The following is a 26,209-nucleotide window of genomic DNA, read 5'->3' as shown; positions in this document are numbered from 1 at the left end:
TCCCTCTTGTCCTTTTGGCACTACTTTTTTCTTGTTCAGGAGAAAAAATTGAGAACCAGGAAAACAACACCGATTCGTTTTTATGGATTGATGAAACGGAAAAATATTTGCCCCAAACAGCTGAATGGACCAATCGTGTAGAGGCTGCCGACCTTAATGGGGATCAGCTCATAGATTTAATTTTTGCCAATGGAGGAGATTATTCAGAACCCGGAACTCTGGAATCGAGTCGGGTTTTTCTGAACCAAGGTCCAAATCAAGCTTTCAAGGAAGTGACGAATGAAATTTTCGGAGAAAGTAAATTCTATGCAAGGGTAATTAAGGTTAGAGACCTCAATCAAGATGGATTTCCTGATATAGTGGTTGGAAATACTTTTCAAAATCAATCTGAAATCTATTTAGGTGAAGGAAATGGGAAATTTAAAAGGGCCACGGAGACCCACTTTCCTAAGATTTTGGCAAGCGTGGGAGATTTAGAATTCGGAGATGTGGATGATGATGGGGATTTGGATATCATACTGGCAAATTGGGGACCAGGCTCAAACATGGAAAATAACGGAGGTCGAACCTTACTTTGGCTTAATGATGGAAATGCGGTTTTCACAGATGTCACTTCATCTCAGATGCCTGAAAAATTGATTCAGTTTTCCTGGGATCTGGAGTTTTTGGATTTTGATAATGATTTTGACCTTGACATTGTGGTTTCCTGTAAAATGTGCGGCACAAGCAGGTTATTTATGAATGATGGGAAGGGGAATTTTAAGGATGTGAGAAGATTTCCTGCCTATACCAATAATTATGAATTTGAGCCCATGGACGTAAATGGAGATGGGTTTCTAGATCTTGTGACTGTAAATGATGGAGAAATTGTAGGCGGAAACTCTTGGTCCAGACGAGAGCATCTTTTCTTAAATGATAGTGCCAAAAGATTTATTGACGTCTCCTCCGCAAATTGGCCAGACCAAGAAAACATAGGAGAAGATGACAACAACGTGGTTTTCTTGGATTTTGACTCGGATGGTGATCCAGATTTTTTATTGAGCTCACTCACCGGAGAGGATAGGTTGCTAATCAATGATGGGAAGGGGAATTTTTCTCTAAGACAGTCTATTTTGTCAGGAGACCCAACACCTCATACACTTTCCTTGGTATTAGCAGATCTAGATAATGATCAAAGGATGGATATCATTATGGGGCAGGGAGAAGGTGAGGAAATAATTGAAGAAAGAATTTTTATGGGGAAAAATATCCCAAGAGATACAGCCAAACCAATTATTTCCCATTACAAAGTAGATAAAGTCGGGTCAGATGAAATAGCAATCAAAGCTAGAATTCACGATAACAAAAGTCCCTCGATGCCTCAAGATTGGCAATCCGTATATGTATTAATTGGGGAAAACCAGTGGCCAATGTCATGGTATGGGGAATATCTTTGGAAAGTCAGAATTCCACAAAAAGATATTTCAAAGGAAATAAGTCTTTGCTCCATCGATGCTGCAGGAAATCAAACCTGCATTTCAATTCAAGTTGAATGAGCTTTTTAACTCAAGACTCCTTTGACTACATGGCCTTCCACATCGGTTAGTCTAAACCTTCTTCCCTGGAACTTGTAAGTTAGCCTCTCGTGATCCAAACCCATTAAGTATAACAAGGTGGCGTTTAAATCATGAACATGAACGGGGTTTTCCACTACATGATATCCAAACTCATCCGTTTGTCCGTAAGTCAAGCCTCGCCTCACTCCAGCTCCGGCCAATAGCATGGTATAGGCATCAGGATGGTGATCCCTACCAAAATTTTCAGCTGTTAATTGTCCTTGTGAAAAGCAGGTCCTACCAAACTCCCCGCCCCAAACGACTAACGTATCCTCTAATAAACCTCTTTGTTTGAGGTCCATGATTAGGGCTGCACTAGCTTGATCGGTCTCTTTTGCACGCTTTCCAATTTGTTTGGGCAAATTATTATGATGATCCCAGCCTCCATGATAAACCTGGATAAACTTGACTCCCCGCTCAGCCAATCTTCTGGCCAGAAGACAATTACTTGCAAAAGTTCCTGGCTTCTTGCTATCCTCACCGTATTGCTCATAGATGTAATCTGGCTCTCCCTTGGTATCCATTACTTCAGGAACTGAAGTCTGCATTCGGAAAGCCATTTCATATTGGGCCATTTTTGCCTTTATTGCCGGATCTTCCCAAAAATCAAAGGCTCCTTCCTGCATCTTTTTCAAATAAGCTAATTGCTCTTTTCGGGCCTCTTCGGTTACCCCAGGAGGGTTATTAAGAAAAAGAACAGGATCTTTTCCTCCTCTAAAACGGACACCTTGGTGCTCTGCCGGTAAAAATGCACTGGAATATAGACCAGCGAATCCACCCTCTAGACCTTCAGTTTTCAATACAATAAAGGCAGGTAGATTTTCATTATCCGATCCTAATCCATAGCTGATCCATGAACCAAAAGATGGTCTTCCTGGTAGTTCAGACCCAGTATTGGTAAACATCTGGGCAGGTTCGTGCTGCACAGAGGCAGTGTACATGGACTGGATTTTACACAATTCGTCGGTGATTTTGGACATATGTGGCATCAAATCACTCATCCACATACCACTGGAGCCATGCTGTTTAAAATTCCAGCGTGTCCCAACCATTGGCAAAGAGTTCTGTGTTGAAACTGTCCCAGTCACTCGATCGCCTAAAACACTTGATGGAAGATTTTGTCCATTTCGTTTGATCAGTTGAGGTTTATAATCAAAAAGATCTAGCTGAGACGGAGCTCCTGCCATGTACAAGTAAATGATTCGCTTAGCTTTTGGGACAAAGTGTGGCTTGTTACCCAAAGCAAAAAGTGAGCTTGGATTCAACAAAGAGGCAAGAGATACCGCTCCAATCCCGAGCGTGGTCTTGGTCAAAAACTCTCTCCTTGTCAAAGGCAAATGAATGTGATCGTGTCCCATAATTACCTTTTCATATATGTTTCGTCAAAATTTAAAATTGAGTTCGCCACAACGGTAAGTGCAGCGGTTTGGATTTTATCCAAGCTCTTATCTCGAGGGATTTCCCCTACTGCCAATAAAGAATCAGCCAAATTGGGATTCTCTTTAAATTGACTAATGGCACTCTGATAGTGGTCTTTTAGAATCGTCAAAAGCTGGGGACTTGGAGTCAAACCTGTGCTTAGCCTGAAACTCAAGGTCAGCTGTTCTTCCAGAGTAGTTTTTTCTTTTAATACCCGCTCTGAAAGACATCTCGAAGCCTCCACAAATTGAGGGTCATTTAACAAATTCAGGGCCTGCAAAGGAGTATTGGTATTCACTCTTCTGGTAATGCAGATTTCCCGATTTCCTGCATCGAAGGTTGTCATGAATGGGTCTGGAGAAAACCGTCGGGTAAATGTGTATAAACTTCTTCGGTGCAAGTTTGCTCCGCTGTCTGGCTTGTACTTGTGAAGTTGATAAGAAAAATCCCCCAGTTCCTCCCACAATCCCTCAGGTTGGTAAGGCTTCGTACTTGGCCCTCCTAATTTTGTCTTTAAAATCCCACTTGAGGCCAAAGCATTATCCCGTATAATTTCAGCTGGCAACCTGTAACTGCTCGCTCTGGCATAATACCGGTTATCCGGATCTGCTTCATATTTTTCCTTATCTGTAAATGAGGATTGTCTATAGGTAGCTGACATGACCATCAGTTTGAGCATTTTTCTCAGGTCCCAACCGCTATCGATAAATTCACCAGCCAGCCAATCCAATAATTCAGGATGTGAAGGCAAGTCGCCCTGAATCCCAAAATCACCTGAGGTTTTGACTATTCCCGTACCAAAAACCATTTGCCAATACCTATTGATAAGAACCCTAGAAGTCAAAGGATTGTCTTCATTGACCAGCCACATGGCCAGTCCAAGCCTGTTTTTTGGATATTCTTCAGGAAATGGTAAAACATTTTGTGGAGTACTTGGCTCCACCTCCTCCAAATATTGATTGTAAACTCCCCTACTCAAAAGATATGTTTTTCTTGGGCTTGGCAAGTCTTCCATAACCATTACCTCTTGGGTATTAGAAACCAAGGAGGTTCTTTCCTTGCGCAATGTCAGGAGTTTTTTCTCCAATAGGATGGCTTCTGGATTCAGGGATTTATTGTATTCGGAAGAGAGGTTTGAAGAAATGGGTGCCGGTAGTTGATTTGCTACAACTGCCATCTCCAATTGAGTAAGCTTTCGGTCAAAGACCCTAAGCTCATCCATCATTCCCTTGAAAATCCCAGGATCAAAACTGAATTCCCTGAAACTCTTTCCAAGTCTTAGGGGTATGGTGTCAACTTTTGCAGTGTAATTATCAATAGGGAGAATGCTCCTTGCTAAATCATTAAATGAAGTCTTTGTTTTTTGAGCTTGCCCGTTTATAAAAATAATTACTCCCTCGGCCTTCAGACTTCCATCATAGGTGAAGCCAACTTGGGTCCATTTTTCTTGAGGAACGGATGTTTCGGTGATTACTTCAATGTATTCATCCGGAAGTCTGTGAATCAATCGGAGAGATAAGTGATTTCCTGAATCCAAGGCAAACTCCCAACCCCGATAATGCCCTCCAAAATCTTGACTATTCCCCACCAAAGTCTTTATGTGTTTAGCTTCCTCCTTTATGGGGTTGATCCAAAGACTTATACTCAAAGGATCATAATTTTCAATTAATCCAACCTTGTTCAGGCTTACATAATCATAATCGTCATCAAAGAGTAATCCCCTTCCTTTCTGTCCATCCACCAAACTAATCCCTAAGGTAGCCTCGGAAATTTTGTTTTTATCTAGAATTAAGACTTCTTCAAATTCTGGCTTTTTGGCTTTTTTCAGGGAGTCTATTTTGGCTTTTTCTTTAGCTGATTTCAGCTTGTATTCGGCTGCCATTTCTTCCGCAAAGGGATTTCTTTCTTTTTTCTTTCGCTTAATCTTTTCAAATGATTCAAAAGGAAAGTATCCAACCTGACCGTTTACTTTTTGATTGGCTGAAAGGTCCTTGACATAGTCCTTTATTTGAGAAACTTGCACTTTATCCAACAAGTCCTCATTTACTTGAATAAGACGATTTAATGAATCCAGTTGCCTTTTTTTATTTTCTTCAAAAAGGAGAAGAGTTGGAGCTCGATTAAGGTCTGTCGGCCCCAATCCAAATTCATCAACACTGTTAAAAAATGCGGAAAGCTGAAAGAAATTCTTCTGGCTGATCGGATCGAACTTATGGTCATGGCATCGTGCACAGCCCACAGTCAAACCAAGGAAGGCTGTACCCGTGGTTGCCGTTCTTTCAGCAACATATTCTACTCTGTATTCCTCGTTTATTGACCCTGCTGAAGCTTCCATGGGATTAAGTCGATAAAATGCTGTTGCTAGCTTATCCTGGACGGAAGGGTTGGGTAATAAATCCCCCGCTACCTGTTTGGTAATGAAATCAGAGTAGGGAATATTTCGTCGGAAAGCATCAATTACCCAATCTCGATATGGCCACATCTCTCGATACCCATCAAATGACACCCCATGAGAATCTGCATATCGAGCTACATCTAGCCATTCCATAGTCAATCTTTCAGCATGGGCTGGGCTTTTCAGCAATCGATCAACAACTTTTTCGTAAGCATTTGGTGAATTGTCTTTTAAAAACGCATCGATTTCTTCAATGGTTGGCGGCAGGCCAGTTAAGTCTATGGTTACTCTCCGAATTAACCGCTCTTTATCCGCTTCTGGGTTAGGAGAAAGCCCTTGCCTTACAAGCTCGGCTTGAATAAAATTATCAATTGGGTTCACGGATTTCCAGTCCTTTGGAGCATCAGGAACCTCAGGTTTTTCCACCTTTAAAAAAGACCAGTGAGGCTTCCAAGTAGAGCCCTGCTCAATCCATTTGACAATCAAGGCAATTTCTCTTGGGGTGAGTGAAAGATTGGATTCAGGCGGAGGCATGATGTATTCCGGATCCTCACTAACCAACCTATGGTAAACTTCACTTTTAGAGAGACTGCCTTTTACAAATGCGTAATTACCGGAAGCCAATTTGGAAAATGCCTCCTCCTCGATATCCAAACGGAGATTTGCTTTTCGAGAACCTTCATCAGGTCCATGACAGGAATAGCATCGATCTGCTAAAATTGGCTTGACATGGAAATTGTAATCAACCTGATCTGGAAGCAAGGCATATTCTACCTCCACTTGTTCTGGCATTTCGGGTTTGCAGGAAACCCAAATCAAGCTTCCCATAAAAAAAAGTAGACCCGGTACAATTGGGGATTTAAACAAAGAAAAAGCAAAAGTTCTCATTAGGATTTTGGGTAAAAGTCCAATAAGATACTTAAAAAAATTCAATTTCTTATTTTGTATTAAGCAAAGCCAAATGCCTTAGCCCAAAAAATAAGGAAATGATTTTCAATGATTTATTTTTTAAAATTCTTAAAAACACGATTTCCGAGTTTGGATATAGCGACTTGCTTTTGGAATTGAACAAAATCTTTATTCACAAAAAAAGCCCTGCTTTTTTGCAGGGCTTATCCAATATAAATTCTAGATTATTTTCCTCCTTTTAAAAGATCTTTTGCTGAGGGTGCTCTCTTGTTACCTCCATGATCTGGCTGAATAAATGTATGAAAAAACATTCTTAGGAAATATTTATCCTGTGTTTGAAAGATTTGAGTCATCCCATCAGAAATAGAATATAAGGATTCTTGGTCTTGATTTTCCAACCAGTCCTGATCTAATGCTCTGTAAATTCTTGAAATTGGAACATAAGTGCCATCTGACTTCTGAATTGAAACTGGAGCAACTAACTTTCCGTCTTTTACATTAGCCTTAGCCATATAACACTCACTTTTCCCTTGGTTAATTACAACCAGAACAGTCTCATGCTCACCATCAGGAACCTCTAATGCTCCTCTTTCATGAAAACTGATATAATAATCCAAATAACATCCTTGAATACCTGAGGCAAAAATACTCTCTGCTCCTTGGCTTTGTGAGAAGGAATGGAAGGTAACTAGCAAGAATGAAGTAATTGCTAAAAGAGACTTTATCATTTGATCATTTTTTTGTCGAGTAAAAATAATTCAATTTTTCGATTTACTACTTCTCCATTTCTGAATATTCCTCCACTGCCCTCCAAACCCTGAATACATTCTTATAGCAGATCTTTTCAATGTCTTCTTTGGAATACCCTCTCTTCAATAGTTCAGCAATCAAATTTGGATACATAGAAACATCCTTTAAGCCAGTTGGCAGAGAATCCCCCACGCCGTCAAAATCTGACCCCAAGCCCACGTAGTCAATCCCTACCAGATTTTTCACATGGTCAATGTGATCTGCCACGCGTTGAACTGTCGGGAAAGGGTTATTCTTCTCAGAATATTCCTGGATATAGGCTTGGGCTGCAGAATCTCTTCTGCTCAAATTATTCTCTGCAAGCCAATTCACGATATGCTCTCTTACCTTAGTAGCGCCAGCAGCATAGGCAGAATCAATAAAAGTTCCCCCAAAATTAATCATCATCACTCCTCCATTCTTGGCCATAGCTTGGATCAGCTCATCACTCATGTTTCTTTCAAAACCCGGAGTAAATTTTCTAACTGAGGAGTGGGATGCAATCACAGGAACTTTGGTGATAGCCAAGGCATCCCGGAAGGTATTATCTGACACGTGACTCAAATCCACCATAATCCCCACTCGGTTCATTTCAGCCACGACTTGTTTTCCAAATTCACTTAATCCTCCATGTGTACCCGTAGTATCGTAACTGGCATCGCCAATCAAATTATCCGTGCCATGGGTTAGGGTAATGTACCTGATTCCTCTTTTATGAAAATACTCCACATTGGCCAGGTCATCCTCTATTCCTGCTCCATTTTCCATTCCCATAGGCAGAGAAATCAAGCCCTTGGAAAAGTTAGCCTCAATATCTGCTGTACTATAGGCCATAGCAAACTTATCTGGAAAGGTAGCTGCAAGGCGCTCGGTCATTAGAATCAGTGAATCCGCCAAAGCCTTTGAAGCCCCTGGTGTTTTTTGATTTCCAGCTGGAATATAGATTGACATAAAAGGAGCATCTAAGCCTCCCTCCTTCGATCTTGGATAGTCAAAATTCCCATCGGGAGTTCTCACCGAAACATCTAAAATTTCTCTTTGGAGCGTAAAGCCGCCGACTTTCATTCGGTATGGTAGATCCACGTGTCCATCTACCATGATCGTGGACTGAGCAATTTCGGTAGCTGCTTTAAGCCGCTCCTCATCACTCATTTGGGTATAATCAATTGTTTCTTCCTTTTCTGAAGCACAGGCAAAGACTGCCGAAAGCGCAAAAAGCATCACTATTTTTTTCATCGGGTTGGGGTTTAAAGTGAAAGATAAAGTCTTTTTCTCTGGATGAAAAAAAATATCCATGGACGGAAAAAGCTGAGAAAATCAAAAACTGCGGGCTTTATTTCAACCAAATTCACCATAATTCCTCAGGCTTTGGGTAAATTGAGGGAATATAAAGCCAGCAACTATGATGAAGTCACTAATCCCTTTTTTATTTGTCCTACTGCTTTGGGCCTGTCAATCTAACCAGCCAGGAAGCATAGAAATCAGCATAGACCCGGTACTTCAAGAAGAATTATCCGATGGTAGATTGCTCCTGATTTTCTCCAAAAATATGGAAACTGAACCCCGGTTCGGCATCAATGACAATGTGGAAACCAATCAGGTTTTCGGAATGGACTTTGAAAACTATGAAGCAGGAAGCACCCTCGTTTTTGACCCCTCCAGCTTTGGATATCCGATTGATAGTTTGGTCAATTTACCAGAGGGCACCTACAATGTGCAGGCCTTTATTCAGAAGCATGAAACCTTTGTCCGGTCAGATGGACATACAGTAAAACTCCCGATGGATCAAGGAGAAGGTCGTCAATGGGCCAGAGCGCCAAAAAACATCTATTCCCTACCTCAAAAAATTGAATGGAAAAAAGATCAGGGAATTTCTCTCACCATTGATAAGATTATCCCTCCAGTCGAAGAGCCTGCTGATACGGAGTATATCAAGCATATCAAGATCAAATCTGAAAAGCTCAGCGCATTTTGGGGAAGAGATATGTATCTAGGAGCCCATGTATTGTTGCCAGAGGGATTTGAGGAAAATCCAAATCAGTATTATCCACTCATGATATACCATGGGCATTTCCCAAGTGATTTTGGTGGATTCAGAACTTCCCCTCCAGACCCCAACCTTCCTACTGACGATTACAGTGCAAGATTTGGGATCTATGGCTATGCTAAAATCCAGCAACAAGAAGCCTATGATTTCTACCAAAAGTGGATTTCACCAGATTTTAAGCGATTCATTATCATTGAAATCCAGCATGCCAACCCTTATTACGACGATAGCTATGCGGTGAATTCCGCGAATCTGGGTCCTTATGGGGATGCGATTACTTATGAACTTATTCCCCATATCGAAAAGGAATTCAGAGGGATCGGAGAAGGATGGGCTAGATTTTTATATGGAGGCTCAACTGGTGGCTGGGAGGCCTTAGCTGTTCAGGTATTTTATCCTGATGAATACAATGGTTGTTTTGCGGCTTGCCCAGACCCGATAGATTTTCGGGCCTTTACCTCTGTGAATATTTATGAGGACAAAAACGCCTATTTTAAAGAAGGAGAATTCAGAAAGACTCTGCGTCCAGGCCATAGGAATTATTTGGGACATATCGATGCCATGGTCAGGGATATGAATCATCGGGAACTGGCAATCGGTGGAGATAAATCCCGATCAGGAGATCAGTTTGACATCTGGCAGGCTGTTTATTCCCCTTCTGGGGAAGACGGATACCCCAAACCCATCTGGGATAAATATTCAGGGGAAATTGATTCTGAGGTCGCCGCTTATTGGAAAGAAAATTTCGACCTGAGCTACATAATGGAGCGGGATTGGGAAACTTTAGGGAAAAAGCTGGAAGGTAAAATCCACATTTATTGCGGAGACATGGACAACTATTACCTCAATAATGCGGTTTACCTCACGGAAGAATTCTTAGAAGGCACTGGCAATCCTTACTATGACGGTGAAGTAGCTTATGGAGATCGGGCAGAACATTGCTGGAATGGAGATCCAACTCAACCAAACTACATCTCTAGACTTCGATACAATACGATGTATTTGGATGAAATTGAGGATAGATTTGCAAAATCAGCCCCTTCCAACTTTAACATGAAAAATTGGACTATTACTAAATAATACAAACTATGAAAACCAACCTCAAATTTGCACTACTAGGTTTATCAGCTACTCTCGTTTTCTCTCAATGTGCTCCTCAAAAAACTGAGGAAGTGGTAGAAGAAGTAGCGGAAGTAAAAACCCCAAGTTTAACCCTGTTATGGGAAACCGCGGATTCCTTGATGACCAACGAATCTGTTTTGTTTGATGACGCCACTGGGACCATTTATGTTTCAAATATTGAAGGCCAAGATCCACTTGGAAAAGACGGCAAAGGCTCCATTGGAATTATTTCAAAGGATGGGAAAATCATTAATGCCTCATGGGTAAGCGGCCTTAATGCGCCAAAAGGGATGGCTATTTCGAATGGTAAACTGTATGTCACAGACATTGATGAATTCGTGGAAATTGATATCGCTACTGCAAAAATCTCCAACAAATGGAAAGTAGAAGGAGCTCAATTCCTAAATGATGTTGCCGCCCACGAGGGTAAGGTTTATTTCACGGACATGAATACCGGTAAAGTTCACGCTTATGCTGATGGCGGAATAACTACTATCTCTGAAGGAAATGAGTCAATCAATGGCATCGCCGTGAGCACTGACGGAACAATTCTCGGATTGGACGCTTCTGGCTTGAAAAAGTGGAATGCCGATGGAACCACCACCCTAATCAATTCCGCTGTGACTGGTGGTGACGGCCTGATTATTCTAGGAGATGGAAATTTTGTGGCTTCAAGATGGCAGGGAGAAATTTGGTTCGCCAATGACTCTACCCAAACCTTAATGCTAGATACCAAGGCTATCGAATCCAATACAGCGGATATCGGATACAATGCTGCCGAAAAAATCGTCTACGTACCCACCTTTTTTAAAAACAAGGTGGCTGCTTACAAGCTAGATTATTAATTCAAAAGATCATGAAGAAAAAGCCTCCTCTCGGAGGCTTTTCTATTTCTACAGATTTTGACCTTTCATGGAAACCCAAACCCGAAAAAGAGTTTTTCTGGCACTAATGCGCGGAATTGTCAGTACATTTAAGAATTAATTACAAACAATTCCCAGGAGTAACCCATCTGGTCAAATCCATTTCTCAATGAAGTCAGGTGAAATTAATTACGAATTAGAAAAGAACATGGAGGTCATCTCTCAATTAGATGACTTGGTAGGGCATGCAGTAGATAATGTACTTGTGGATCCAGACGAGTGCTGGCAGCCTTCTGATTTTCTTCCGGATTTTAGAAATCCAGAAGTTTTTGAAGAAGTAAAACTTCTACAAAAACGTGCAGAGGGGATCCCTGACACTGTTCTAACCTCCTTGGTAGGCAACATGATTACGGAAGAGGCTCTTCCATCCTATCAAACCTATTTCAACCTTTTAGAAGGAATCAATGACGAAAGAAGCTTGCTTTCTCCTTCAGGATGGGTGAGATGGTCCAAGGCTTGGACCGCGGAGGAAAACAGACACGGCGATTTATTGAACAAATACCTTTACCTGACAGGAAGGGTGGATATGGCTGCAGTAGAACGCACCATTCACCGCCTAATTTCTAACGGTTTTGATCCAAAATCTGAATCTGATCCTTATCAGGCGATGATTTATACCTCTTTCCAAGAAAGAGCAACCAAAATTTCCCATGTAAATACCGGAAAATTGGCAGACAAGGCAGGGGATCATGTACTTTCCAAAATTTGCAAAACCATCGCCGGTGACGAAGCTCGTCACGAGAAAGCCTATAAGTCATTTATGTCAAGAATCTTCGAAATTGATCCAAATGGAGCAATTATGGCATTTGATAAAATGATGAGAAAGCAAATCGTCATGCCTGCGGTTTTGATGGGAGAAGGAGGAAATAGACCAAATCTTTACAAAGATTTCTCTGAAATCACCCAAAAAGTCGGAATCTACACCGGTTGGGATTATGCTAGAATTATTCAACATTTGGTTGAAATCTGGAAAATTGAAGCCCTGACAGGCCTCAATGATATGGCTGCAAAAGCCCAGGACTATTTATCCAATTTGGCAGATCGATACATGAGACTTGCCGACCGGATGAAAGCTCCGGACGAAGTAAAACTCGCCTGGTTAAAATAAGACCTTCCAGTCCCTCCAAAAGAGGGACTTTTTTTGTAACTATAAGCAATCATCTTACCCTTGAAAAATGAATAAAATCATTCCTTCTATTCTTTTCTCTATTTTCTCCCTCACGACCCTTTCAGCCCAAGAAATCAAAATCAACCCTGATCGTTTGCATCAATCCTTAATTACCTTGGCAACTTTTGGAAAAAATGCTCAAGGAGGATCTGACCGCGTTGCCTATTCGAAATACGATATGGAAGCAAGAGAATATGTGAAAGGCCTAATGGAAGAGGCAGGCATGGAGGTAAGTGTGGATTTTGCGGGAAATATCATCGGAAGAAAACAAGGTAGAAATCCCAATCTAAAACCAATCGCATTTGGCTCCCACATTGATGAGGTTCCAAACGGAGGAGATTACGATGGCCCCGTCGGGTCTATGAGTGCGATAGAGGTGGTAAAAACCCTAAGCGAAAGAAGGCTTTTCACAGACCATCCTTTGGAGGTTATCATTTTTCCCAATGAGGAAGGTGGCGTGATTGGAAGTCGTGCCCTGGTCGGCTCCCTGAGCAAAGATGCACTTCAGGTGACCAGTTCAAGCGGATTAACTCAATATGAAGGCATTAAACTACTTGGCGGAAATCCTGACCGGATTCAAGAGGTGAAAAGAAATCCCGGCGACCTTACAGCATTCTTGGAGCTTCATATCGAGCAAGGAGGAAATTTAGACCGCGAAAATCTGGACATTGGCGTCGTAGAGGGAATTGTAGCCATCGAATGGTGGGAATTTACTTTCAAAGGAAAAGCCAACCATGCGGGTACAACACCTATGAATATGCGAAACGATCCGATGCTTCCAGCGGCAAGTTTTATTTTGGCAGTAAACGAAACTGTAAAAAGCTATGAGGGAAGACAGGTGGGAACTGTGGGAAAAATTCAGGCTTTTCCGGGAGCTGGGAATGTAATTCCGGGAGAGGTTAAACTCAACCTAGAGTTGCGGGATTTGTCTTCGGAGAAAATATGGATGATATACCAAGCCTTAGAAAAAAAGGCGAAAGAACTGGCTTCTGCATCCCAGACCGAGATTTCCATTCAACATATCGATGTAGCCAGTACTCCGGCAATTGCGGATTCAAAGATTAGGGAAGTAATTAAGACAGAGGCAGAAAAATTGGGATTCAGCACCAAAAGTCTCCCAAGCGGAGCAGGGCATGATGCCCAAGAAATGGCAAGGATTGCACCCATGGGGATGATTTTTATTCCCAGTAAAAATGGAATCAGTCATGCCCCGGAAGAATTCTCTTCCAAACAAGACATTGCTAATGGCGCTAACGTGCTCCTAGGAACGATTTTGGCCCTAGATCGCTTGTATACTAAGTAATCAACCTAACCAACCAATATTTTTATGAGTGAGATTAAGATAGATTCTATCCATTTAGAATACCTAAAACTATCCGATTACCAAGAATTAAAAGAGGCGATGATTTCCTCCTACAGAAGCATGCCGGATGCTTATTGGAAGGAATCCCATATTGATACGCTAATTTCCAAATTCCCTGAAGGGCAAGTTGCACTTAAGGTTAACGGCCAATTGGCAGGATGTGCTTTGTCTATTATTGTCCATGAAGACAAACTGGAAGGTGAACATACCTACTTAGATATTACCGAGAATTTCACCTTTGATTCCCATTCCAATGAAGGCGATTTGCTGTACGGAATTGATGTTTTTATCAAACCGGAATTTCGTGGATTAAGGCTGGGAAGAAGATTGTATGACTATAGAAAAGAACTTTGTGAAAAATTAAATCTCAAAGGGATAGTTTTTGGAGGCAGGATACCCAATTATCATCGCTATGCAGAGGAGTTTACTCCGAAGGAATATTTGGAGCAGGTTCGCCAAAAGAAAATCTACGATCCGGTTCTCAACTTCCAATTGGCCAATGATTTTCATCCAGCAAGAATTCTAACCAACTATCTCCAGGGAGATAAAGCCTCTGGTGAGTTTGCTGTGATGCTGGAATGGAACAATGTGTATTATCAAAAACCCACCAAAAAGGCCTTATCGACAAAGTCAATTGTAAGACTTGGATTGGTTCAATGGCAAATGAGACTTTATGAAAATCTGGATGAGCTGATGCAGCAGGCAGAGTATTTTATTGACGCTGTTTCGGGGTATCGTTCTGATTTTGCGCTGTTCCCGGAGCTTTTCAATGCTCCACTGATGGCTGAATTTAATCATCTCTCTGAAGCTGATGCCGTGAGGGGATTGGCAAAATACACCGATGAAATCCGAGACCGGTTTGCTCGCCTTTCAATCTCCTACAACATCAACATCATCACAGGCTCTATGCCTAAGATCATTAATGGGAAGTTGTACAACGTGGGATACCTTTGCAAAAGAGACGGAACTGTTGAGCAATACGAGAAACTGCACATTACCCCTCTTGAATCCCGAGTTTGGGGAATGCAAGGAGGTAATCAACTTCGGGCATTTGACACGGATTGCGGGAAAATTGGGGTATTGATTTGCTATGACGCTGAATTTCCGGAATTGTCAAGAATTTTGGCCGAGCAGGGTATGGATATTCTATTTATCCCATTCCTGACAGATACACAAAATGGGTATTCAAGGGTGAGACATTGTGCAATGGCCCGAGCAATTGAAAATGAATGCTATGTAGCCATGTCGGGTAGCGTGGGAAATCTACCTAAGGTACACAACATGGATATGCAATATGCCCAATCTATGGTGATTACACCTTGTGATTTTCCTTTCCCTAGTAACGGAATCAAAGCTGAAGCCACACCGAATACCGAGATGACCTTAATTGCTGATGTGGATCTTTCACTTTTGCGCGAACTAAATGAATTTGGAAGTGTTAGAAATTTGAAGGATCGCAGAAAAGATCTATTCGAATTGAGAAAAAAAGACTAACCTCATCACCAAAAATGAAGTCCATCAAGAGAATTCACAAGGCTGAATATAGACCCATTGCAGACCTGGTAACCTATAGTCCACTACCAACAAGAAGCTTACAGCAGATTGATCCATTTATATTTTTGAATCATCACGGATTTCAGACCTATCCTGAGCATAATCATGGGCTACCCTTTGGCCCCCATCCACATCGAGGGATGGAGACCATCACCTTTATCCTTGAAGGAGACATTATGCACAAGGATTCCTCCGGACATGAGTCGGTGATCGGACCGGGTGGTGTGCAATACATGACCGCTGGAAGGGGATTAATCCACGCGGAAGTATCCAGCTCACAATTCAAAAAGAAGGGCGGGGATCTCGAAATTCTTCAGCTTTGGCTGAATCTTCCAGCTTCTAAAAAAATGGTTGCTCCTCAATATGTGGGGCTCCAGAAAGAGGAAATTCCAAGCTTTGAATTGGATGGAGAGAAAGTCAAAGTTCAGCAACTCTTTGGTGAAAGTCATGGAACCAAAGGAGCGTTTCTGGGACAGTTTCCTTTGAATATGGGGACATATTACCTAGAAAAAGGAGGAAAAATTGAGGTTGAAATCCCTGAAGAAGAAAATGTATTCTTCTACATTGTAAGAGGCGAACTCAAGGTAAATGGGGAGGAAATCAGGTTCAGAAATCTGGTAGAATTCTCAAATTCCGGAAGCAAAATTTCTGTTGAAGCTCTTGAAGATTCCGTTCTAATCCTGGGATTTGCAAAACCATTTAATGAACCAATGGTAGCTCAAGGTCCATTTGTAATGAATACCCAAAAGCAGATTTACGAAGCCTATGAAGATTATCAGGCTGGTAAGTTTGGAAGTTGGAAAGGCTGATTAATATCCGGAATTCTCCTTAACTCGTGAGGCTTCATCCAAGCCAGATTGCAATTTTCGTAAAGAATCTATTGCAGATTGGGACTTTTCCACATCGATCATTAGTTCCAATCCGCAATTAGGACACATCACAGGATCCAAGTTTACCAGATTTTGGATACTTACCACTAAACGGGTGGAACATTCCGGACAGTTTAATCCAGGCTGCCTGGAAATTTCCACTGCGGGCGTCGGTTCTACAGAAGCTTTTTGAGGTTGAGTTGAAGGACTGCCAAACCACGATAAAAACCAGCTTTTTAAATTCTGAAACCAGCTCATCTATTCTTTCTTTGCGTTATCCAAAATCGAAATCAACTGGACCATTCCTATGGTAGGTTCGGCTTGGGCCAATTTGATTTTCACATTCATATTTCCGGTAATCGAATTCCCTGTAGCGGGAGAAGTTCCACTAGGCTTTTTCGCAAAGAGACCTTTCAATCGAAGCGGTTTATCTAAAGCGAAAGCTTTTGTAGACGAACTCTGCCCACCCCCACTGGAATTTTGATCAGGTTGAGTCAGGGCGATATCCAATTCAATTTCAGCTTCAGCTACCCGTAAAGTCGGAATAGGTACAATTGTCAAAAGCGGTACTGTGATAGAAGCCATCTGAGAAGTACCATCGGCATTTACTCGATTATAGGTAAATGAGATATTCTTAATTGAGCCAAAATCTGGATCAGCAGCATCTGTTTCCTTGGTAAATCCCACTTCCTTAATAAAATCAGCTGTGGCTCTGGCTGCAATGGCCTCAGCCTGAATCACTGCCGCCATGGGAGCTCCAAGTAGGTCGGAAATAAATTTTGGTGATATCATAGTCAAAAAGATTAAATAATGGATTGTTGACCCTCATCATCCAGTAACGTAAAATCATTTCCGGTAAGGGTGAATTTGATTGTAGCCATATTTTCAGGCTTAAGCTGCTTGAGTTTATCGGCTTCCACGGCAATTTTTAGCGTGGTAATTTTATTTTCATCTAAAATTTTGGATACCGCCAATTCCAATTCAGGAAGCTTCTTCTTGATTACCGCATCTGAAATCTGCTTCAGGGTCAAATCTTCCTTCAAATTAGCTGCAGGTTCTGGAGCAGTCGGACGATTAGCACCGCCGACACCGGATAAACTCGGTCTTCCTGAAACCCAAGTAGGCACTGTGCGGATTGGAGCATTCAGGACTACATTTTTTTCCTTAAATGCATTTTCAAAAAACACTTTAGGTTGGACTGCTCCTACTTTCTGACTTTCAATCTCTATGGAAAATTCCTGATTCCCTGCTTTAAGTTTTGCCAAGTCAAGTTTGGATGCAACATCTCTTTTTGCTTCTACTACTTCGATTTTCTTGGCAGATATTGCAGAAGTCAAGACTTTGGCATCTGAAAGAGCTTCTCTATCGGTAGCATAGACCTTATTTATTGAAAAATCAACTTTCCCATTAGTATCCAATCCGACAATTTGATAATTACCGGAATCAGTGGGAATAATTCCAATAGATTCAGATTTGTAAACTACCGGGAAAAAATCAGCAGTTGACTTTATCATAGAGTCTTCTGCAAGACGAATCGACTTCCCAGGGTCTTCTTCCAATCGGTTTAACTTCGAAAGAGATTCTTTCAGAACATTTGAAAGATTTACCTCCCAAGAGGAGGAAGGATAATCAGATCCCAATTTTTTATAGATCTCGGTGGATTGAGTGACTTTTGCCACCTCTGACCGGATCTCCTTAGCAATTTGACCTGAAAAGGAGTCCATTAAGGCAGTCAGCCTTTGTTGGGACTGACTGCTTTGAACAGGCTTCTCTTCTACTGCTTCAATTGCGTATTTCAGCTCAATTTCAAGGTTTTGAATCCCGATTTTTGGTACAGGGAAATACCTTAAGATATCATCGGCTGCATAGCTTTGGGCAAGATTCCTTGAGGATTCATCAGCCTTGGACTTAGCCTCATTGATATCGCTTAGTAAAGACGCAATGATTTGATTCAACTGGCTCATAGCGGGTTGATTAAGTAGAAAAAAGAAAAAACATTAATTAAGAACCACCGGCAGCTGGTTTCTCGAGAATTGCGGATTCCATAATATTAAGAACCTTAGCTAATCCCGCAGGCATTTCATCCTGAACAGCTTTTACCTGAATATCAATAGTATATTGAGTTGAGGTATTCACCTTGTTGCTGGTACTGCTACTCCAATTATTCTTGGTAGATATTTTAGCATTTAGGTTAAACTTCACCGGAGACAAAAATCCACCTGCCTTAAAATTCATAGAGGTATCCGTGGCCACACTGCCGCTACTAGCACTAGCACTTTTGTATTCCTGCTGTTCTGTGATATTTGCGGTAAACTGAATGGTCATTTCCTCAATACGGATGTAAGGAATTGGAACGATGGTCAAAATCGGTACCGTCAAGGAAACTTCCTCTTCTCCAGGCTCATTTGAATTGGTACTTCCACCGGCAGTTTTTCTTTTATACTTAAAGGTGACGTTTCTAACATCTCCCATATCCTCGTCCTGATTCCCATCTTGTTCTTCAGGCGCAGACTTAAAGCCAACTTCCTTAATAAAGTTGACCGTGGACTTTGCCGCCAAAGCTTGAGCTTGAATTGCGGCGATCATTGGTCCTCCTATAATTCTCCCGAATGGCAAGGACCGTAGGGTTCGATTTACATAACTCATAATGAAAATTGTTTATAGTGTAAAGAAAAATGAATTTCAAAAAGACGAACTAAATCCTAAGCTGGATTTTGAATCACAACGTATTGAATATAAACACTTTAAAATAAAATAGAAAGTATAATAGAAAAAAATTATGCAATTTTTTCTTTACTAAAGCATATTTAATAGGAGGAAAAAATTAAGAGTCAATGATGTCTTGGGAGATTAGTCTATAGATTTCTGCGAGCTCCTCATTGTAATTTAAAAATCTGTGGTGGTCCTCCAAAGTTTCATAATCCTCACGAATTGCAGGTCCGGTCTGCGCTTTCTTTGCCCCGAGTTGAAGACTTTTGGAAATCGTTTCGATGATTAGAGGCTTGAGCATTTCAAAGTCTAAACCTTGTCGACGCATGATTTCCTCAGCAATTCGAATCATGTGGTTTGTAAAATTACTCGCGAAAACTGCCGCCACGTGAATTGCCTTTCTATCTTTTGACCTGACAGTATAAATCATCGGGGAAAGACTTTTTGCTAGCTTTTTAAGCTTTTGTAAAGTCTCTTCATCTTCAGACTCCAAGAGAAAGGGAACCTCATCCATTTCCATTTTCTTGCCTTTGGTAAAAGATTGCAAGGGATAAAAAATCCCCGTATAGCTTGCTGAGCTATATCCCAAAATATCCAATGGCACGGCACCTGAAGTATGGACTAGAATACTTCCTTCAGGCAAAATGACTTCGTCAGCAACTTCCGAAATGGCCGAATCCTTTATGGCCAAAATGAAAATCTGCGCTTTACTCTCGGAAAAATCAAGATCATCCGTCGGGTCGGTAGCATAAAGCCTTTCCGTGATCTCCTTTGCTTTTCTAATATCCCTGGAATAAACTTCGGTGATTTCATGACCAGCATCTTCTAAGGCTGGTGCAAGATTCCAGGCTACATTCCCAGCTCCCAAAATGGCGATTTTGAACTTCATAAGGGAAATAAACCAATTTTAAAGAAAAGAAAAAGCCACTCTTAGTATCTAAGAGTAGCTTTGGAAAATTATTCGTTTTTTCAGAATCAAATATGAAGCGCTCGATTATCTGTCGCCGCCAAGCAAGCTTCCTTAAATGCCTCCGTGTAGGTTGGGTGCGCATGGGACATTCTTGCAATATCCTCAGCTGAGGCCCTGTATTCCATAGCTACAACTGCCTCAGCAATCATATCTGCAGTTCGAGGACCAATCATATGAACGCCTAAGATTTCGTCAGTTTCAGCATCTGCCAATACTTTTACCAATCCATCCGTATCCATAGAAGCTCTGGCTCGGCCAGACGCCATAAATGGAAACTTTCCAGCTTTATACTTGATTCCTTTTTCCTTCAATTGCTCTTCGGTATATCCTACTGATGCCACTTCTGGCCAAGTATATACTACTCCGGGAATCAAATTGTAATTGATATGTGGTTTTTGACCAGCAAGAGTTTCAGCTACAAAAACCCCTTCCTCCTCAGCTTTGTGGGCAAGCATGGCACCTTTAACTACGTCACCTATCGCATAAATATGAGAAACTGAAGTCTGCAAATGATCATTTACTTCGATTTGCCCTCGATCGGTAAGCTTTACACCAGCTGCTTCGGCATTTAGTCCGTCTGTATACGGTCTTCTTCCGATAGAAACTAATACATAGTCTCCTTTGATCTCTACCACTTCTCCTTTACCATTGTCCGCTTTTACAGAGACCTCCTTACCAGTATTTTCAACGGAGGTCACTTTATGCTTGAGGTAAAACTCAAAACCGATTTTTTTCAATGACTTCTGCAACTCCTTGCCCATGGTACGATCCATAGTAGGAATAATAGAATCCATGAACTCAATCACAGAAACTTTGGAACCAAGGCGTGCATAAACAGAACCCAATTCCAAACCGATTACCCCACCGCCAATAACTACCAGGTGCTTTGGAATTTCCTTCAATTTCAAAGCTTCAGTAGAGGTGATGATTCTATCCTTATCCAATTTGATAAATGGCAAGGAAGAAGGCTTAGAACCTGTAGCGATAATGATATTTTTCCCATGAATCTCAGAAGAGGTTCCGTCCTCTTTAGAAACCTTAATAGTATGCGCATCGACGAAAGAACCCAATCCTTGGTGAACATCAATTTTGTTCTTCTTCATCAAGAATTGAATTCCATCCACATTTTGCTTTACCACATCATCCTTTCTGGAGATCATTTGGCCAAGATTCACCTTAAGGTTCTTTAGCTCGATGCCGTGAGTACTGAAGGTATGAGCGGCATTATGGTAATGCTCTGAGGAATCTAACAAAGCCTTAGAAGGAATACATCCCACATTTAGGCAAGTTCCTCCAAGGGTTGAATATTTCTCAATAATTGCGGTTTTCATTCCCAATTGGGCGCATCGAATAGCTGCCACATACCCTCCAGGACCAGAACCTATTACTATGACGTCGTACATTTTATTTGCTTTGTACCAGGTACCAAGTACAATGTACCAAGTATCCGGAAGTTAAACATTTAGACTTTTTTTAAGCTTGGCAACCATATTCTGGATATGTTCAAGTTGCATTTCAAGCCTTTGATAGTCTTCATTGGAAATGAAGTTCAACCGATTTGAGATTATCAATTGAGTATCTAATTCAAATGAAGAACCTTGGGCAATTCCCAAGAAATTATTGAACTCTTTCGAAGTATTTCTCCCTGCTCCTTCCGCAATATTCGAAGGGATTGAAATCACACTTCTATTTATTTGACTTATTAATCCAAATTTTTCCTCCTTAGGAAGCTTTTCGGTTAGTTGATAAACCTCAACTGCCAAGTCAATGGACTTTTGCCAAACAAGTAATTCTTAGTAGCGATTCATAAGAAAAGGATTTAGGTTAAAAATAGTCTCCTCAAATTAACCCAATTCTTCCTTATTCACTATATATCAATACTTTGTACATAGTACTTGGCACTTCGTACAAAGTATTATACTCCAAACAACAACCTGGTCGGATCTTCAAGCAATTGCTTCACTCTTACCAGAAAACTAACAGATTCTCTACCATCGATAATTCTGTGATCATAGGAAAGTGCCACATACATCATCGGACGTATAACCACTTGTCCATTTTCAGCAACTGGTCTTTCGACAATATTGTGCATACCTAAAATCGCAGACTGAGGAGCATTGATAATCGGAGTTGACATCATGGAACCAAATACTCCACCATTGGTGATGGTAAATGTTCCACCAGTCATCTCTTCAATCGAAAGCTTATTGTCTCTTGCTTTTCCAGCCAATCTTACAATTTCCTTTTCAATTTGATCAAAACTCATGTTTTCGGCATTTCTTATTACAGGAACTACTAATCCCTTTGGTGCAGAAACAGCAATTGAAATATCACAGAAATCATTGTAAACGATCTCATTTCCGTCAATCATGGCATTGACAGCAGGCCATTCTTGAAGGGCCACACAAACTGCCTTGGTAAAAAAGGACATAAATCCTAATCCTACTCCATGCTTCTCTTTGAATTGATCTTTGAACTTAGACCGAAGATCCATGATAGGTTTCATGTTCACCTCATTAAATGTGGTCAACATGGCAGTTTCATTTTTCACCGCTACCAAGCGACGAGAAACAGTCTTTCTTAGTGAAGACATTTTTTCTCTTCTCACATTTCTGGAGCCAGGAACAATTGGTGCTGCTTCGGCAGCCTTAGGAGCTGGTGCTGGGGCATTTTGCGGAGCTGGTGCTGGTTTTTGAGCGCTGATTGCATCTTCTTTTGTGATTCTACCATCCTTGCCACTACCTGAAACAGCTGAAGCAGAGATTCCTTTTTCTGCTAAAATTTTTGAAGCCGCAGGAGAGGCGTGTCCAGAAGCATAGTTAGAAGATCCTGAAGCAGGAGCAGCAGCTGGAGATTCAGTTTTTGCAGGTGCTTCAGAAGCTGGAGCGGCATCTGTAACTTCAATTTTACAGATTAAGCCGCCTATTTCTAGCACATCACCTTCTTTAGCCACATGTCTCAAGATCCCTGTAGCTTCTGCAGGCAGTTCAAAAGTTGCCTTATCGGAATCAACTTCTGCAATGATTTCATCCAAGGTTACAAAATCTCCATCCTTCTTAATCCAATTGGCTAGAGTAACTTCAGTGATTGATTCTCCAACCGTTGGAACAATCATGTCTTTCACCTCTCCAGTAGAAGCAGGTTTAGCTGAAGGTGCAGAAGGTTTACTTTCTGCTGCTGGTTTTTCTGCGGTAGCAGATTCTTCAATGACACAGATCAATCCCCCGATTTCCACTGTATCACCTTCTTGAGCTTTGATTCTCAAAATTCCAGCAGCCTCAGATGGAAACTCAAAAGTGGCTTTATCGGATTCTAATTCGCAAAGGACTTCGTCCAACTGAACTAGATCTCCGTCTTTTTTAAACCATTGCCCTACAGTTACTTCTGAAATAGATTCGCCTACTGTAGGTACTCTCATTTCTTTGCTCATGGTCTTACTATTTTCCCTTTCTAAACCAAAGGATGGTGATGATGAATATTTTATTGAATAAAGTTTTCAGCTAGGTTGCTGATAAACAGAATTGTTAGAGTTTTAGTGCTTTGGAAACAATAGCCTTTTGTTCTTCAACATGGACTTTGTTATAACCCGTAGCAGGAGAAGCACTAGACTTTCTTGCGATGATATCCATTGGTATTTCCTTGTATAACAATCTCAACAAGTAATTCCAGTAGCCCATATTTTCAGGTTCTTCCTGTACCCAAACCACTTCTGCTCCTTTATATTTAGCCAACTCCGCCAGGATCTGGTTTTTAGGAAGAGGATGAAGTTGTTCAACTCTTACAATCGCTATATTCTTGATTTTATCCTTTTCTCGAGCCTCTTCCAAGTCATAATAAACTTTACCAGTACAAAGGATTACTCGTTTTACATCCTTGGCGTTGACAGTAGTGTCCGGAAGAACTTCCCTAAAATGCCCTGAAGTAAATTCAGACAATGGGGACACAACCTTTGGATGTCTTAGAAGAGATTTTGGAGACATCACGACGCAAGGCTTCCTGAATTCCCAAGTCAATTGTCTTCTAAGAAGATGGAAGAAATTGGACGGCTCAGTAATGTTTGCTACTACCATATTGTATTCCGCAGAAAGCTGGAGGAAGCGCTCAGGTCTGGCATTGGAATGCTCTGGGCCTTGTCCTTCGTATCCATGAGGCAAAAGCATAACGATACCGTTCATTTTTTGCCATTTGGATTCTCCTGAAGAGATGAATTGGTCAATCATGGTTTGTGCACCATTGGCAAAGTCACCGAATTGACCTTCCCAAATAGTCAATGAATTTGGATTTGCCATTGCGTATCCATATTCAAAGCCCAATACTGCATATTCAGAAAGAAGAGAATTGTAAATATGGAATTGCCCCTTTCTTTCCTTCATTTCCTTGAGGGAATTATAAGGTTTGTTGGAATTTGCATCATGAATTACAGCATGTCTGTGAGAGAAGGTTCCTCTTTGCACGTCCTGTCCAGTAATTCTAACTGTTTTCCCTTCCAAAAGTAAAGAGCCATAAGCCAAAAGCTCAGCTGCAGCCCAGTTCAGTTCCTTTGATTCAAAGAACATATCTCGTCTTTGCTTCATCTGAACTTCTATTTGCTTAATAGGCTTAAATCCTTTTGGAATCGTAGTAAGCGCCTCAGCCACAATTTCAATTGAATCTGCTGCAATTGCGGTCTCAGGAGATTTTTCAAAATCTTCCGGCTTTGATCTCCTCAAATTAGCCCATTCAGTTTCAAACTTAGTGGCTTGATAAGGCAAAGGTTTTTCCTTCACCATGTTTAATCTATCCTGTAGCAATTGACGGAATTCTTCATCCATTTGGGAAGCAATCTTCGCATCGATATCTCCTCTTTCAGTCAATCGCTTGACATAGATTTCCCTTGGGTTAGGGTGCTTGGAAATGATATTATACAACTCCGGCTGAGTGAATTTAGGCTCGTCAGATTCGTTGTGACCATGTCTTCTATAGCAAACCATATCCACGAAAATGTCTTTGCTGAATTTCTGACGGAACTCAGCAGCAAGCTTAGCAGCAAAAACCACAGCTTCGGCGTTATCTCCGTTAACGTGGATCACTGGAGCATCAATGATTTTAGCAACATCAGTACAATAGATAGACGTCCTGGCATCATCAAAATCGGTTGTAAATCCAACTTGATTATTGATCACAAAATGGATTGTACCACCAGTATTATAGCCTTTGAGACCAGCCATCTGGGTTACTTCGTAAACAATTCCCTGTCCGGCAACTGCAGCATCGCCATGGATCAGGATTGGTAAAGCCTTGGTAGCATTACCTTTATGAACATGATCGATTTTAGCTCTAATAAATCCTTCAACAACCGGATTCACTGCCTCCAAGTGAGACGGATTTGGAGCTAATTTTAGATGAACTTTATTCCCTTGCGGAGTAATAACATCAGAAGAGTAGCCCATGTGATATTTCACATCGCCATCACCCATAGTAAGGTCAGGCTTTGCAGTACCTTCAAACTCAGAAAAAATCTGCTCATAAGTTTTACCCATAATGTTTGCCAAAACATTAAGTCGACCTCTATGAGCCATTCCAATCATAACTTCCTCCACCCCATTAGAAGCAGAAGTTGAAATCACTGCATCAAGAAAAGGAATAGTACTTTCCCCACCTTCAAGGGAAAAGCGTTTTTGTCCTAAATACTTGGTGTGCAAAAAGTTCTCAAATACTACTGCCTGATTTAGCTTGAAAAGGATTCTCTTTTTCTCCTCATGAGAAGGATTAAAGGCTAAAGCTTCTTTTTCAACTTTGGTCTTAAACCAATCCAACATTTCAGGATCTCTGATATAGAGATACTCAAAGCCCATTGGACCCTCATAAATAGTTTTCAGCGCAGAAATGATGTCGGAAAGCTTTGCATTACCAATCCCGATTTCATTGCCAGCCTGAAATACCGTATCCATATCTTCAGCACCAAGGCCAAAGTTTTCTGGATCAATTAATGCTTTTCGATCTCTTCTTTCTCTAACTGGGTTGGTTTTTGACCTTAAATGAGCTCTGGAACGATGAGCATGGATCAAAGCACGAACTTTAATCTCTTTTGGCAGCTGCTCCATATCCATGATGGTACCCGGAGTGGCCAAAGCTCCATTTTTAGGAGCAGCTTTTGAAGCTAAAGCTGCTGTTCCATTTCCATTTTCTTCTTGCCCATAGTTCGCTAGAGCAAAATCAAACCCATCAAAAAACTCTTTCCAACTTGGGTCTATTGAAGCAGGATCATTTTTGTAAGATGCATAAAGCTCATCCAGATAGGAAACATGAGCATTTGCAATGAAGGTAAACTTATCCATGTCGTTTATTTGAGAAGTTGACAAATCTAAGCCCAAATGTTTGGAATAAAAAACCGCTTA

20 protein-coding genes are annotated in these 26,209 nt (G+C 41.2%); 7 read left to right on the top strand and 13 right to left on the bottom strand.

All coding sequences use genetic code 11. The features are described from left to right. The first annotated feature begins 14 nt into the window (after nucleotides 1–14). Complete coding sequence (locus DFQ04_RS10745) at nucleotides 15–1,535, top strand: FG-GAP repeat domain-containing protein (protein WP_166637303.1); 1,521 nt, start codon at nucleotides 15–17, stop codon at nucleotides 1,533–1,535. A gap of 5 nt (nucleotides 1,536–1,540) precedes the next feature. Here the strand turns inward: DFQ04_RS10745 and DFQ04_RS10740 are convergent, their stop codons facing one another. The 4 genes from DFQ04_RS10740 to DFQ04_RS10725 form a co-directional block, all read right to left on the bottom strand. Then, nucleotides 1,541–2,953 (bottom strand): DUF1501 domain-containing protein, encoded by a 1,413-nt coding sequence (locus tag DFQ04_RS10740; RefSeq protein ID WP_133555640.1) that lies wholly within the window; start codon nucleotides 2,951–2,953, stop codon nucleotides 1,541–1,543. Nucleotides 2,954–2,955: 2 nt separating this feature from the next. Further along, nucleotides 2,956–6,297: a DUF1553 domain-containing protein gene (locus DFQ04_RS10735; protein ID WP_243739666.1), complete on the bottom strand. Its 3,342-nt coding sequence runs from the start codon at nucleotides 6,295–6,297 to the stop codon at nucleotides 2,956–2,958. Nucleotides 6,298–6,542: 245 nt separating this feature from the next. Continuing rightward, nucleotides 6,543–7,046, bottom strand: a complete 504-nt coding sequence (locus DFQ04_RS10730) for a hypothetical protein (RefSeq protein WP_133555638.1) — start codon at nucleotides 7,044–7,046, stop codon at nucleotides 6,543–6,545. Between the two features lie 46 nt (nucleotides 7,047–7,092). Then, on the bottom strand, nucleotides 7,093–8,343 hold the full coding sequence (locus tag DFQ04_RS10725) for a dipeptidase (RefSeq protein ID WP_133555636.1): 1,251 nt from the start codon (nucleotides 8,341–8,343) through the stop codon (nucleotides 7,093–7,095). Nucleotides 8,344–8,509: 166 nt separating this feature from the next. Between DFQ04_RS10725 and DFQ04_RS10720 the strand changes: the two genes are divergently transcribed. The 6 genes from DFQ04_RS10720 to DFQ04_RS10695 all read left to right on the top strand — a co-directional run bounded on the left by DFQ04_RS10720 (nucleotide 8,510) and on the right by DFQ04_RS10695 (nucleotide 16,093). Further along, nucleotides 8,510–10,234: a hypothetical protein gene (locus DFQ04_RS10720; protein WP_243739665.1), complete on the top strand. Its 1,725-nt coding sequence runs from the start codon at nucleotides 8,510–8,512 to the stop codon at nucleotides 10,232–10,234. 8 nt (nucleotides 10,235–10,242) lie between these two features. Then, nucleotides 10,243–11,121, top strand: a complete 879-nt coding sequence (locus DFQ04_RS10715) for an SMP-30/gluconolactonase/LRE family protein (protein WP_133555634.1) — start codon at nucleotides 10,243–10,245, stop codon at nucleotides 11,119–11,121. A 187-nt stretch (nucleotides 11,122–11,308) separates the two neighbouring features. Beyond that, nucleotides 11,309–12,307, top strand: coding sequence for an acyl-ACP desaturase (locus DFQ04_RS10710; protein ID WP_133555632.1), 999 nt, complete (start codon nucleotides 11,309–11,311; stop codon nucleotides 12,305–12,307). 67 nt (nucleotides 12,308–12,374) lie between these two features. Then, nucleotides 12,375–13,670 (top strand): Zn-dependent hydrolase, encoded by a 1,296-nt coding sequence (locus DFQ04_RS10705; protein WP_133555630.1) that lies wholly within the window; start codon nucleotides 12,375–12,377, stop codon nucleotides 13,668–13,670. Between the two features lie 24 nt (nucleotides 13,671–13,694). Beyond that, nucleotides 13,695–15,224 (top strand): carbon-nitrogen hydrolase family protein, encoded by a 1,530-nt coding sequence (locus tag DFQ04_RS10700; protein WP_133555628.1) that lies wholly within the window; start codon nucleotides 13,695–13,697, stop codon nucleotides 15,222–15,224. A 14-nt stretch (nucleotides 15,225–15,238) separates the two neighbouring features. After that, entirely contained in the window at nucleotides 15,239–16,093 is an 855-nt protein-coding gene (locus DFQ04_RS10695; protein ID WP_133555625.1) for a pirin family protein, read from the top strand. On the opposite strand, the gene DFQ04_RS10690 is transcribed toward DFQ04_RS10695, so the two are convergent. The 9 genes from DFQ04_RS10690 to DFQ04_RS10650 all read right to left on the bottom strand — a co-directional run bounded on the left by DFQ04_RS10690 (nucleotide 16,094) and on the right by DFQ04_RS10650 (nucleotide 26,149). Further along, complete coding sequence (locus DFQ04_RS10690) at nucleotides 16,094–16,411, bottom strand: TFIIB-type zinc ribbon-containing protein (protein ID WP_133555623.1); 318 nt, start codon at nucleotides 16,409–16,411, stop codon at nucleotides 16,094–16,096. It lies immediately after the preceding gene. Next, nucleotides 16,412–16,945: a DUF2589 domain-containing protein gene (locus DFQ04_RS10685; RefSeq protein WP_133555621.1), complete on the bottom strand. Its 534-nt coding sequence runs from the start codon at nucleotides 16,943–16,945 to the stop codon at nucleotides 16,412–16,414. It abuts the gene before it with no gap. Nucleotides 16,946–16,956: 11 nt separating this feature from the next. Further along, nucleotides 16,957–18,117, bottom strand: coding sequence for a hypothetical protein (locus DFQ04_RS10680; protein ID WP_133555619.1), 1,161 nt, complete (start codon nucleotides 18,115–18,117; stop codon nucleotides 16,957–16,959). A gap of 37 nt (nucleotides 18,118–18,154) precedes the next feature. Further along, entirely contained in the window at nucleotides 18,155–18,799 is a 645-nt protein-coding gene (locus DFQ04_RS10675; RefSeq protein WP_133555617.1) for a DUF2589 domain-containing protein, read from the bottom strand. Between the two features lie 178 nt (nucleotides 18,800–18,977). Continuing rightward, entirely contained in the window at nucleotides 18,978–19,751 is a 774-nt protein-coding gene (locus DFQ04_RS10670; RefSeq protein ID WP_133555615.1) for a Rossmann-like and DUF2520 domain-containing protein, read from the bottom strand. An 86-nt stretch (nucleotides 19,752–19,837) separates the two neighbouring features. Beyond that, complete coding sequence (gene lpdA / locus DFQ04_RS10665) at nucleotides 19,838–21,235, bottom strand: dihydrolipoyl dehydrogenase (RefSeq protein WP_133555614.1); 1,398 nt, start codon at nucleotides 21,233–21,235, stop codon at nucleotides 19,838–19,840. 51 nt (nucleotides 21,236–21,286) lie between these two features. After that, nucleotides 21,287–21,595, bottom strand: a complete 309-nt coding sequence (locus DFQ04_RS10660) for a four helix bundle protein (protein ID WP_394345581.1) — start codon at nucleotides 21,593–21,595, stop codon at nucleotides 21,287–21,289. A gap of 152 nt (nucleotides 21,596–21,747) precedes the next feature. After that, nucleotides 21,748–23,262, bottom strand: coding sequence for a 2-oxoglutarate dehydrogenase complex dihydrolipoyllysine-residue succinyltransferase (gene odhB / locus DFQ04_RS10655; protein WP_133555613.1), 1,515 nt, complete (start codon nucleotides 23,260–23,262; stop codon nucleotides 21,748–21,750). Nucleotides 23,263–23,356: 94 nt separating this feature from the next. Then, the gene (locus tag DFQ04_RS10650) at nucleotides 23,357–26,149 is read right to left on the bottom strand and encodes a 2-oxoglutarate dehydrogenase E1 component (protein WP_133555612.1); all 2,793 of its coding nucleotides are present in this window, start codon (nucleotides 26,147–26,149) and stop codon (nucleotides 23,357–23,359) included. Nucleotides 26,150–26,209: the final 60 nt, after the last annotated feature.

Source organism: Algoriphagus boseongensis (genome assembly GCF_004362805.1).
Lineage (GTDB): Bacteria > Bacteroidota > Bacteroidia > Cytophagales > Cyclobacteriaceae > Algoriphagus > Algoriphagus boseongensis.
The sequence above is the reverse complement of the archived record's forward strand: the minus strand, read 5'-3'. Positions and strand labels throughout refer to the sequence as shown.